This is a genomic window from Cohnella endophytica, assembly GCF_003628305.1.
GTDB classification, from domain to species: Bacteria; Bacillota; Bacilli; order Paenibacillales; family Paenibacillaceae; genus Cohnella; species Cohnella endophytica.
Genome location: NZ_RBZM01000008.1, coordinates 366976 through 378755 on the forward strand (window position 1 = coordinate 366976; position 11780 = coordinate 378755).

An 11780-nucleotide genomic window follows, 5' to 3' on the forward strand; every position below is an offset into this window, starting at 1 on the left:
AAGGTTAATTTACTTTATCGATAACCTATTTCTTTTCTGCTTAACATGGACTGCTTGTTGAATGTCGGAGGGAAGACGACCAGATGGAACAGAACGTTACGATGCGGGATATCGCCTTTAAGCTCGGGGTGAGCAGTGTTACGGTTTCTAAAGCCATTAACGGTAAAGAAGGCGTAAGCCATGAATTGAGGGAGAAAATCAAAGGGCTTGCGACGGAAATGGGTTATCGTTTCAATACGACGGCACGATCGATGAAGGAAGGTTTGTCCTACAACATAGGGGTCATCATTCCGGAGCGGTTTACCGGCGTTACGCAGGCTTTTTACATGCAGTTCTATCAGGCGTTGGCGAAGGTGATGGACGAACACGGCTATTCCGGAATCATGCATATTTTAAGCGTGGACGATGAAGAACAACGCGTGCTTCCACGAGTTTATCTGGAGAAAAAAGTAGACGGCTTCATCATTCTCGGGCAATTGAGCCGCGAGTACATCGACATGTTCGTCAAAACCGATACGCCTTTAGTGTTCCTTGATTTTTATAACGACCAGCCGGATGCCGATTGCGTCATTACGGATAATTTCTACGGAGTGTACGACTTAACGAATTATTTAATTCAATTAGGCCATCGGAAAATCGCCTTTGTCGGGAACGTTAGGGCGACCAGCAGCATATTGGACCGCTATCTAGGGTATTACAAATCGATGCTGGAGCACGGTGTCGAGATGAACGAAGAGTACCTGATCAACGATCGGGACGAGAAGGGGCATTACGTTGAATTGGTCGTTCCGGAACCGCCGCCGACGGCGTTCGTGTGCAACTGCGACCAAGTCGCTTATCACCTGGTTTCGACATTGCGGGAAAAAGGATACAGCGTACCCGAAGACTGCTCGGTCGTAGGCTTCGACAACGATATTTTCGCCACGTTAACCCAACCGAACCTAACGACGATGGAAGTGAATATGACGGAGATGGCGAAAACGTCGGTATCGATGATCATTAAAAAAATCAAAAACCGAAAGATCGGCCATGGGCGGATATCGGTTAAAGCCAAGATCATCTATCGCGACTCGGTAAAGGATTTGCGATAACTTAAAATTACAAGTCTTGTCGAAGGCGAGTTGGCGCGAAAGCGCAGGCTCGCCTTTTTTGTCGACCTAAATAACGACAATAAAAAGGGTTGACGTGTAAGCGCAAACATTTTATACTCTGCTTGTTACTTTATCGATAAACTAATTTTAGTTAAAGGGGGAAATTAGAAATGATGAAAAAAGCATTAAGCATGAGCTTGTTTATTGTTCTTTTGGCGGGATTACTCTCGGGTTGCAGCGGCAATAAAAACAATGACAATGCCGGGAATACCGCTAGCGCTACCCCAAGCGGCAGTTCGAGCGCGGAAAGCGGCGATACGCCGGAAAGCAGTTCTGCCGAACCGGCGCTGAGCGGTTCGATTACGGTTCTGACGCAACGCACGGACATCGTCGACATCTTGCAGAAGGAGTTTACGGATGAGTTCAATAAAGCTTACCCGGACATCAAAGTGAAATGGGAAGCAGTCCAAGACTACGAGAACAATATCAAGATTCGGATGAACACGGAAGATTACGGCGACGTGCTGCTCATCCCGAACAACGTCGAGCCGAAAGACTTCCCGAATTTCTTCGAACCTCTCGGCGACTACGAAGCCGATAAATCCAAATACTCTCAAATCGACGCGCACCGTTTCGAAGGGAAATATTACGGCATCCCGATGGCCATAAATACGCTCGGCATCGTATACAACAAGAAAGTGTTCAGCGACGCCGGCGTTACGTCGGTGCCGAAGACGCCTTCCGAATTCCTTGCCGCGATGCAGAAAATCAAAGACAATACGAAGGCGATTCCGCTCTACACGAACTATAAAGACGATTGGACGTTAAGCCAGTGGTCCGATTATTTGCAACCTGCAGCCGGAGATCCGGACTATCCCAACATCGGCGTGCTGCAAGATCCGCATCCTTGGGCGGCGGGCAAGCCGTTTAACGATATTTTCAAATTGATGTACGACGTCGCCAAGCAAGGCTTGATCGAGAAAGATCCGACGACGACGGATTGGGAATCCTCCAAGGGCATGATCAATCGCGGCGAGATCGGCACGATGGTGCTCGGTTCTTGGGCGATCGCGCAAATGCAAGGAGCAGGTCCGAACCCGCAAGATATCGGATACATGCCGTTCCCGACGAACGCCGCGAAATTGTCCGCTCCGCTTGCGGCCGACTACAATTGGTCGGTTAACGTTCACAGCAAAAACAAAGAAGCCGCGAAAGCGTTCATCCACTGGGTAGTCGACGAATCCGACTACGCGGACAAATATCAAGGCGGGTTTAGCGCGGTAATGCCGCTCAAAGTACCCGAATTGTTGAAAGGGTTCGAAGATTTGGGCGTAACGATGGAAGTATCCACTCCCGGGCCGGACGATCTGAACGGCGTCATGACGCAGATCGACAACGACTCCGAAGTAGGGATCCATAACCCGGACTTCAAGAAAAAACTGATCGAAGCCGCGATCGGCAACAGAAAAGAGTCCTTCGAAGACATCATGAACGATCTGGATAAAAGATGGAATAAATCCTGGGAAAAATTAATCCCGGCCAATTACAAGAAATAATCGATATTGCCGAACCGGATGATAGCCAACTTAGGGGAGAGTGCATTCGTGCTTTCCCCTAAGCTTTTTACAATCCATTCAGGGCAGCGGAGGTAAGGGAATGCTCAGATTATCGAATTTAAGCTATAGGGCGCAAAGAATCGTTATCATCGTTTCATTCTCGTTCATTCCGATCGCGCTGTTGGTAACTTTCGGCTACCTTCCCGTCTTGGGCATGTTTAAGTATTCCTTCACGGATTGGAACGGTTTGTCCCCCTCCTATCACTGGGTTGGCTTCGATAACTTCAAGACGATTTTTACGGATGAAAAATATTACGAAGGCTTTATTAACAGCATTTATTATTTCGTAGGCAGCTTCGTTCAGTTGGCCATCGCTTTGTATTTCGCTACGATATTAAGCTTTGCGGTTCGGGGGAAAAGCTTTTTCAAAGGCGTATTATTTTTCCCGAGCATGATCAACAGCGTGGCGGTCGGCTTGATCTTTTTGTTTTTCTTCCGTCCGGAAGGCACGCTGGACTCGATTCTGGGTTTCTTCGGGATTACGAATCCGCCCCATTGGCTGCTTAATCCGAAAATCATAAACATCTCCCTGGTGGGAGCGTCATTATGGCGTTACTTGGGCTTTAACTTTATTCTCCTGCTGGGAGCGATCTCTTCCGTTCCCTCCGATTTGTATGAAGCGGCGGAAATCGACGGCGCCAATCGTTGGCATCAGTTCAGATATATTATTTTGCCCAGTATTCGTAGGATCGTCTCCGTTACGTTGATTCTGTCTATCAGCGGATCGGTTGCTCCGTTCGAAATTCCTTACATCATGACGGGAGGCTCCAACGGAAGCAATACGTTCGTGATCCAGACGGTGAAGACGACGTTCAGCTTCAACAAATACGGAATGGGCTCGGCGATGGCGGTCGTGCTGTTCCTGATCGTCGTCCTCGTTACCGTGATCCAAAAAACCTTTATTAAGGAGGAGAAAAAGAATGATCGCCATTAAATCGACATCGGCCGCAACATTCAAGTATCTCACCTTAATTTTGGGCGTGTTTTTTGCGCTAGCCCCGCTCGTCGTCGTATTGTTCGCTTCTTTTAAGACCTCGCAAGAATACCATAATACGAATTCTTTGACCCCGCCGGCCGACTGGTTTAACTTCGACAACTACAGAACGGCATTCGTGAAAGGGAACATGCTGAAGGGGTTTAAGAATACGGCGATCATCATGCTCGTCTCCTTGGTCGGGAACATGCTGATCGGTACGATGATCGCTTACGTCTTGCAGCGATTTACCTTTAAGGCCCGGGGCGCCATAATGGCCGCCTTCCTGTTCGCCGCGTTGATCCCGGGCGTCACGACGCAGGTCATCGTGTTCAAAATCGTTCATGCGCTCGGGTTGTTCAACACTATGGGATCGGCGATTACGTTGTACATGGGCACCGACATTATCGGCATCTATATCTTTATTCAGTTTATGGACAATATCTCGACGCAGCTTGACGAATCGGCCATGTTGGACGGCGCGTCGTACTTCACGATTTTTTCGAGAATCATTTTCCCGTTGCTGGCGCCCGCGATCGTAACGATGGTCATTATTAAAGGGATCGGGATTTACAATGATTTTTACATTCCGTTCCTCTATATGCCGGACCCCGATCTGAGAACGATATCGACCTCGTTGTTTGCTTTCAAGGGGCCATTCGGATCGCACTGGGAAACGATTTGCGCCGCGGTCATGCTCATTATCGTCCCGACCGTTATCGCCTTCTTGGCGCTGCAAAAATACATTTACAATGGGTTCACGCAAGGAGCGGTCAAATGACCGGAGATCGTCGAATTCGAAGGAGATAACTAACTATGAATAACAGAACTTTAGCAAATAACTGGGCATTCCGCGAGGTAGGTTCATCGTCTTGGCTCCCGGCCGAGGTGCCGGGTTGCGTCCATACCGATCTTGCGCGCCATGCTCTTATTCCGGCCCCGTTCTACGGGACGAACGAGAAGGACGCGCAATGGATCGATAAGAAGGACTGGGAATACGAGACTTCCTTCGATGTCCCGGAATCGATCTTGCGAGAAACGAACGTGGAGCTATGGTTCGACGGATTGGATACGTATGCCGACGTAACGTTAAACGGACAAAGCGTATTGTCGGCCGACAATATGTTCCGCGCCTGGAAAGTCGACGCGAAGCGTCTGTTGAAAACGTCCGGCAATCGGTTGCACATTCGTTTCCGTTCTCCCATTAAGGAAGATTTGCCCAAGCTAGAGAGACTTGGTTATCCGCTACCCTCTACGAACGACCAATCGGAAGTCGGCGAGCTTGGCGACAAGAAAGTAAGTGTTTTCGCCCGCAAAGCGCCTTATCACTACGGATGGGACTGGGGTCCTCGTTTCGTCACGAGCGGAATCTGGAAAAAGGTTCGTCTGGAAGCGTGGTCGGGCGTTCGAATCAGGGACATCTATATTCGTCAAAACAGCGTTCGGGCCGAATCGGCTCGCTTGACGGCGGTTGTCGAGGTGGAATCGGACGGCGAATGGGACGGAACTTTGCGGCTTGCGACGGGGAATTTGAATTGGGAGGAGGCCGTTCGGCTTAAACCCGGTAGCCAAACTATCGACATGAATATCGAGATCGCGTCCCCGCGGCTGTGGTGGTCCAGGGGGTTGGGCGATCAGAACCTCTATAAATTTACCGCCGCGTTCATGGAGCAGGGGGAAGAGACCCCGTGCGAGATGAAGTCCGTCAAAACGGGACTTCGGTCGATTAAGCTAATTCGCGAAAAGGATGAACACGGAACGAGTTTCTACTTCCGCCTGAACGGAGTCGCCGTATTCGCCAAAGGAGCGAACCATATCCCGAACGATAGCTTCTTGACGGAAGTGACAATCGAACGATATCGGCATGAAATCGTGTCGGCCGTCGAGTCCAATATGAACATGCTGCGCGTATGGGGCGGCGGAATCTACGAAAACGACGAATTTTACGAGCTTTGCGACGAATACGGAATCCTCGTATGGCAAGATTTCATGTTCGCTTGCGCCATGTACCCGGGGGACGAGGCGTTTCTGGACAACGTGCGCAACGAGGCCGAGCAGCAGATCAAGCGGCTTCGCAATCATCCGTCGATCGCGTTATGGTGCGGCAACAACGAGATCGATTCGGCATGGGCGCACTATGACGAGGATTACGGCTGGGGATGGAAAAATCAATACACGACCGAACAGCGTAATTCGATTTGGAACGACTACGAGGCGATCTTCCACCGTTTGCTGCCGTCGAAAATAGAAAAGCTGCATTCCGAGGTGGACTATTGGCCTTCCTCGCCGCTCTGCTCCTTAAGCGGCGATGCCCGGCAGCATGCCCGGATCGGCGCCACGGGCGGGGATATCCACTATTGGGGAGTATGGCATAACGTCGAACCGTTCGAGAACTATAATCGGTCGATCGGTCGCTTTATGAGCGAGTACGGCTTCCAATCGTTTCCCGAGCATAAAACGGTGAGAACTTACGCGGAAGAGTCGGATATGCGGCTCGACTCCGAAGTCATGCTGCGACATCAGAAAAACGGTCAAGGAAATTCGTTGATCAAACAATATATGGATATCTATTTGCCGGAGCCCAAAGACTTTCCGTCTTTCTTGTATTTGAGCCAGGTACTGCAGGCGGAAGCGATGAAGACGGCCATCGAGGCGCACCGCCGTCGGAAATTCATGTGCATGGGCTCGTTATATTGGCAAATGAACGATTGCTGGCCGGTTGCCTCATGGTCAAGCATGGATTACTACGGAAGATGGAAAGCGATTCAATATTACGCTCGCAGAAGCTTCAGCGACGTAATGATCTCTTTGGACGGGACAAGCGGGGAACGAATCGATATTCACGTCGTATCCGATATTCAGGCTTCGATCGAGGGGACGCTGGAATTGAAATTGTTCGATTTCTCGGGTCGCTTGCTGGATAGCTGGAGCGAGGAAGTAGCGGTGGATGAGAATTCGGAGAAAATGGCGATCAGCTTGGACAACCAAAGGCTAACCGAAGGTCGCGATCCCCATTCACTCGTGCTTGTAGCTAATCTGATAGGTAACGGGAAGGTGCTGGACAGCAAACAGCATTACTTTGTTTCCTCGAAGGAAATCGCGCTTCGGCAGCCGGAATTGACCGTCACGCGCAGTCCGGAAGGAGATCCTTGTGCCGTCAGACTAGAAACGAACGAATTGGCTAAGCAGGTATGGATCACGACGGGAGACGAAGGCACATTTACGGATAACTATTTCGATCTGATTCCGGGAATTCCGGTTACGGTACGGTTTTTAACCCGGGAAACGAAGGATGGGCGGTTCGTGCCCGGAATTCCGGGAGAGCTCGAAGTACGTTCGATGTACGATTTCATCAAATAGCAGAAAAACCCGGAGCTAGCGTCCGGGTTCTTTTTTTATTGCCCGGGCTGCTTCTTCCCCGCCCCGGCCACGAGCTGCAGCAGCTTCTGGATTTCGTCGGCCATCCGCGAGGACTGATCGCCGGAGCCGGAGCCCGCTCCGGCGCAAATTTTATTGATCGCGTCTACCGCTTGCGAGTCGACGACGGTTTGCACTTGGACGTTGGAGCCCAAGTTATCCCGGATCCACTGCTCGGCAGCGGCCAAGTTGTCCTTTCCGGCGGCCGGCTCGCCGCTCTTGGCGCTCATCCTGCCGGTCGCTTCCGGTCCTTTGGCGGAGAGGCCGCCGGTCGGGCTGAGCAGCTTTTGCTGAAGCGGATCGTATTGGGTCGCGTTCATTTTCCGGCTTTTTGCCGCCAAGATGACCATATCGCCGAAGGCTAAAACTTTGACGTCGGAAATGCCTTCCCCGCTAAGCCGGGATTCCAGATGCGAGGATAACCCTTGGCTATGCAGGCCGGAGCTGCCGATGACGCTATACACGGAAGTACCCATTCCATGAGTGGTCGTTCCGTATTGGTTCGTGGTCCGGTTTTTGTTGCGGTCGACGCTCGGGATGACGGCCGCGTCCGGCTGCCCGGCTACGTTCGGGTGATTGTGCGTCTGCGCTTTGAGTTTCCTATCCAACGCCTTCTGATCTTTAACCGCCGCGGATTTCGTGTTCATCGTACCGCAAGCCGCCAACACGAGCATGACTCCCATAGCCAGAGAGATTAACTTCGTAAATCGGTTCATGTGTCATCGACCACCTAGAGAAAATTTTGTCTTTTTAGCATGACCCACTACCAATGATGCATATTCGCTTTTTGTTAGAAAAACAATATTCAGGAAAAGTCAGGAATTTAAGAGACGAGGTGGATTGCGTGGCCAATTCGGACGAGCCGAAAAAAACGAACGGACAAAACATCGAACAGCCTTCACGCAGGAAGTTTCTCATCAACGCGGGTTATGCCATCGGAGGCGTCGTCGTAGGCGGCGCTGTCGGAAGCTTGTTCCGCAAACCGAACAAGACGCAACAAACGGAGCCTGCTCCGCCTTCCGGAACGGGCGAAGAAACGACAGTGCCGAAAAACTACAACCGCGCGCTCATGTTCTTCTCGCAGGACCAGTTCGCGATCGCGAACGCGGCGGCGGAGCGCATCTATCCCGCGGACGATATCGGACCCGGAGCTGCCGCCCTTGGAGTCGCCTTCTTCATCGACCATCAGCTCGCGGGCGATTGGGGCTTTAATTCGAGGGAGTACATGTCGCCTCCGTTCTATACGGGGGAGAAGACGCAGGGCTACCAAGGCCGGCTGCGCCGCAGGGAGATGTTCGAGATCGGCTTGCAGGAGATCGAGAACTATAGCCAGACGCAGAAGAGCAAGAAATTCGTCAAGCTCGCTCCGGAGGAGCAGGACGAGGTGCTCAAGGCGTTCGAGTCGGACTCGGTTAAGCTGACGACGATCTCGGCGAGCGGATTTTTCAAGACGTTGCGCAGCGCGACGATCGAAGGAGTCTATAGCGATCCGCTCTACGGCGGCAATATGGACATGAACGGCTGGAAAATGCGCAACTATCCCGGCAACCAAATGAGCTACACGGACATCATCGAGAAGGATTTCACGAAGATCGAACCAAGCAGCTTGCAAGATCATATGTCAGCCCACTAAAGAAAAGAGGAATTAGACAGTGGCCAAAACATTACCCAAAACGGATGTAGTGATCGTCGGGGTCGGTTGGGCCGGCGGCATCATCGCGTCCGAGCTGACCAAAAAAGGTTTGAACGTGGTCGGTTTGGAGCGCGGGCGGGAGAGAAAGACGGAGGACTATTATATGGTCCACGACGAGCTTCGATATTCGGCCAGATACGGGCTCATGCAGGATTTGTCGAAGGAAACCGTCACTTTCCGCAGCACGGAGAAAATCAGGGCGTTGCCGATGAGGGCATACGGATCGTTCCTGATCGGAGACGGACTGGGAGGAGCGGGCGTCCACTGGAACGGCCAGACGTTCCGGTTCCTGCCGTACGACTTCAAAATTCGCAGCATGACGACCGAGAAGTACGGCAAGAACAAAATTCCCGCGGACATGGCGATCCAGGATTGGGGCATCACTTACGAGGAGTTGGAGCCCTATTACGACACGTTCGAGAAAATGGCAGGCATAGCCGGAGAGGAAAATCCGCTCGGCGGCAAACGTTCCAATCCCTATCCCATTCCGCCGATGAAGAAGTCGCCTGCGATGCAGCTTTTTACGGACGCGACCAAAAAGCTCAATCTCCATCCCTACATGATGCCTTCCGCCAATTTGTCCCAAGATTATACGAACCCGGATGGCGTATCGCGGGCGGCTTGCCAGTATTGCGGATATTGCGAGCGTTTCGGCTGCGAATACGGAGCGAAGGCAGACCCTGTCGTAACCGTCATTCCTATCGCGGTCAAGTCCGGCAAATTCGAGATTCGTACCCACTCCCACGTTCGAAGAATCATACATAGCGGCAAGAAAGCGACGGGGGTACTCTATACGGACGTCACGACCGGGGAAGAGATCATCCAGCCGGCGGACATCGTCGTCATGACGAGCTATGTGTTCAACAACGTGCGTATCCTGCTCATGTCCGGAGTCGGTAAGCCTTACGATTCGAGCACGGGAACGGGCGTCATCGGCCGAAACTACGCGTATCAAGTCATCAAAGGCGGAGCTACGGGCTTCTTCGAGGAAAAACAATTCAACAACTTCGCCGGAGCGGGTTCGTTGGGCGTGAACCTTGACGATTATAACGGGGACAACTTCGACCATTCCGGATTAAAGTTCATTCACGGGGCGTCCATTAGCGTCAGCCAGACGGGGCAACGGCCGATCTCGAACAATCCCGCTCCCGGCGGAACGCCGACTTGGGGCAAGGATTTCAAGGCGAACACTTTGAAATACGCGAACAGGGCCATCACGGTTGGCGGACAAGGCTCGTCGATGTCGTTTAAGCATCATTTTCTCGACCTCGATCCGGAGTACAAGGACGCTTACGGCGATCCGCTTATGCGACTGACGTTCGATTTCGAGGAGCAGGACAAGGAGCTTGCCGTATTCATCTCGGGCAAGTGCGCGGACATCTTGAAGGAGATGGGCGCGAATCATATCGACCAACTCAAGGAGTTGGGGCCGTACGAGATTACGACCTATCAGTCCACGCACAATACGGGCGGAGCGATCATGGGGTCGTCGCCGGAGACGTCGGCGGTCAACACGTATTCGCAAATGTGGGATTACGACAACGTATTCGTCGTAGGCGCGAGCTCGTTCCCGCAGAACGCCGGCTACAACCCGACCGACACGGTCGGCGCGCTCGCGTACCGCGCGGCGGAAGGCATTCTGAAGTATCGCGAAAAAGGCGGATTATTGGTGTGAGGCTGCGAAGTCATGCGATCGCTTCCGGATTCGGGAGCGGTCGTTTCTTCTTATGCAAAATAAAAAGACGGGACCCGTTTGTGCAGGGTGCCCGTCTACTGGTTTGTGGGAATACGCGTCTAAGTGAGCTTCTGGGATTCTTCTTTGCCGAGCTCGATCGGCTCCGGCTTGTCGTCGTCCGCGATGCCTCGGGTGGAATTGCGGAACTCGCGCAGCGTGTCCCCGAAAGCTCTTCCTAGCTGAGGGAGCTTAGCGGGGCCGAAGACGACGAGGGCGATGAGCAGGATGATGATCAATCCGGATACGCCGATGTTGTTGAACATGGTAAGTGCCTCCTTTTGGATGGGTCGAACAACGGAAAGGGAGTAACGAGCGATGAAGCTAGCTTGCGGACGGAACGGCGGCGGTCCATTTGCGGTGGAAGCGCGCGGATATAAATACGCTCAATTCGAATAACAGCAGTAAAGGGATCGTAACGGACAGATGCGAGACGAAGTCGGGCGGAGAAATGCAAGAGCCGACGATAGCGAGTCCGACATAGGCGTATTTGCGCACGCTGCGGATTCTCGCCGGATGCAGAATGCCGATTCTCGTAAGGAATAAAATCACGAGCGGCATCTCGAACGTTACCCCTAGCGGGAAAACGACGTTAAAGAGAAACGAGAAATATTTGTCGATACCGTACGTTTCCGCCGCTCCGATGCTTTCGTTCATCGCGATCATGAACCGCATCATCATCGGGAAAATAAGGAAATAACCGAACGACGCTCCCCCGAGGAACAACAGGAAGGAGATCGGAACAAAGGCCAGCGTGCCCTTCGCTTCGCGTTCCGTCAGTCCGGGCCGCACGAACGCCCAAATCTGGTATAGCGCGAGCGGAAGGGTGAACAATGCGGCGATCAGGAAGGCGCATCGCAAGTAGACGAATAGCCCGTCCGTAAACGCGAATACGTTCCATTCGATGGACTCCGCCGCGGAATGGCGTTTGACGAGCATCAACACTCGCGGGGAGACGTACAGGCCGGCGCAAAGCGTCGCGAAAAACCAGATGGCGACCAGAATGAGCCGTTTGCGCAGCTCGCCCAGATGGCCGACCAATTCGTCGGTAGCGATCAAGGCCGACACCTCCTCATCCAAATAATGACATGTCTTCGTCTCTTAGAATGTCCAATCGATGCCAGGCTATACGGGAGGGTCAACGGGCTTCACGGGCTTCCGATATAGCGCAATCCGCATCGTCGTGGTATGATTCTTGGAAAGAGTATCGCAGAAATTGTACCCCCGGCCGACGGCCCGCTGTCAGCCGGGGGTTTAT

General features: G+C 52.4%; 10 protein-coding genes. 7 read left to right on the forward strand and 3 right to left on the reverse strand.

What is annotated here, in order from left to right; translation table 11 throughout:
• Positions 1–83 precede the first annotated feature (83 nt).
• The 5 genes from D7Z26_RS19790 (at position 84) to D7Z26_RS19810 (ending at position 7040) form a co-directional block, all read left to right on the forward strand.
• Positions 84–1091 carry a substrate-binding domain-containing protein gene (locus D7Z26_RS19790; protein WP_120978742.1) on the forward strand — a complete coding sequence of 336 codons (1008 nt, stop codon included), beginning with the start codon at positions 84–86 and terminating at the stop codon, positions 1089–1091.
• Positions 1092–1261: 170 nt separating this feature from the next.
• A complete protein-coding gene (locus D7Z26_RS19795) occupies positions 1262–2647 on the forward strand; it encodes an ABC transporter substrate-binding protein (protein ID WP_120978743.1) in 1386 nt (461 codons plus the stop codon).
• Between the two features lie 100 nt (positions 2648–2747).
• Complete coding sequence (locus D7Z26_RS19800) at positions 2748–3641, forward strand: carbohydrate ABC transporter permease (protein WP_120978744.1); 894 nt, start codon at positions 2748–2750, stop codon at positions 3639–3641.
• Positions 3628–4461: a carbohydrate ABC transporter permease gene (locus D7Z26_RS19805; protein ID WP_120978745.1), complete on the forward strand. Its 834-nt coding sequence runs from the start codon at positions 3628–3630 to the stop codon at positions 4459–4461. The genes D7Z26_RS19800 and D7Z26_RS19805 overlap by 14 nt, the downstream gene beginning before the upstream one ends.
• Positions 4462–4496: 35 nt before the next feature.
• Complete coding sequence (locus tag D7Z26_RS19810; protein WP_120978746.1) at positions 4497–7040, forward strand: beta-mannosidase; 2544 nt, start codon at positions 4497–4499, stop codon at positions 7038–7040.
• Positions 7041–7075: 35 nt separating this feature from the next.
• On the opposite strand, the gene D7Z26_RS19815 is transcribed toward D7Z26_RS19810, so the two are convergent.
• The gene (locus D7Z26_RS19815) at positions 7076–7813 is read right to left on the reverse strand and encodes a hypothetical protein (protein WP_120978747.1); all 738 of its coding nucleotides are present in this window, start codon (positions 7811–7813) and stop codon (positions 7076–7078) included.
• Between the two features lie 128 nt (positions 7814–7941).
• On the opposite strand from D7Z26_RS19815, the gene D7Z26_RS19820 reads away from it, so the two are divergent.
• Together D7Z26_RS19820 and D7Z26_RS19825 are read left to right on the forward strand one after the other, a co-directional pair.
• A complete protein-coding gene (locus D7Z26_RS19820; RefSeq protein ID WP_233567060.1) occupies positions 7942–8730 on the forward strand; it encodes a gluconate 2-dehydrogenase subunit 3 family protein in 789 nt (262 codons plus the stop codon).
• Between the two features lie 19 nt (positions 8731–8749).
• Positions 8750–10465 carry a GMC family oxidoreductase gene (locus D7Z26_RS19825; RefSeq protein WP_120978748.1) on the forward strand — a complete coding sequence of 572 codons (1716 nt, stop codon included), beginning with the start codon at positions 8750–8752 and terminating at the stop codon, positions 10463–10465.
• Positions 10466–10584: 119 nt separating this feature from the next.
• On the opposite strand, the gene D7Z26_RS19830 is transcribed toward D7Z26_RS19825, so the two are convergent.
• Entirely contained in the window at positions 10585–10788 is a 204-nt protein-coding gene (locus D7Z26_RS19830; protein ID WP_120978749.1) for a twin-arginine translocase TatA/TatE family subunit, read from the reverse strand.
• A 58-nt stretch (positions 10789–10846) separates the two neighbouring features.
• Entirely contained in the window at positions 10847–11578 is a 732-nt protein-coding gene (gene tatC, locus D7Z26_RS19835; protein ID WP_120978850.1) for a twin-arginine translocase subunit TatC, read from the reverse strand.
• Between the last annotated feature and the right edge of the window lie 202 nt (positions 11579–11780).

Coding starts and splice junctions, on each gene's coding strand:
- D7Z26_RS19790 (WP_120978742.1), top strand. CDS start 84: ATGGAACAGAACGTTACGATGCGGGATATCGCCTTTAAGCTCGGGGTG.
- D7Z26_RS19795 (WP_120978743.1), top strand. CDS start 1,262: ATGATGAAAAAAGCATTAAGCATGAGCTTGTTTATTGTTCTTTTGGCG.
- D7Z26_RS19800 (WP_120978744.1), top strand. CDS start 2,748: ATGCTCAGATTATCGAATTTAAGCTATAGGGCGCAAAGAATCGTTATC.
- D7Z26_RS19805 (WP_120978745.1), top strand. CDS start 3,628: ATGATCGCCATTAAATCGACATCGGCCGCAACATTCAAGTATCTCACC.
- D7Z26_RS19810 (WP_120978746.1), top strand. CDS start 4,497: ATGAATAACAGAACTTTAGCAAATAACTGGGCATTCCGCGAGGTAGGT.
- D7Z26_RS19815 (WP_120978747.1), bottom strand. CDS start 7,813: ATGAACCGATTTACGAAGTTAATCTCTCTGGCTATGGGAGTCATGCTC.
- D7Z26_RS19830 (WP_120978749.1), bottom strand. CDS start 10,788: ATGTTCAACAACATCGGCGTATCCGGATTGATCATCATCCTGCTCATC.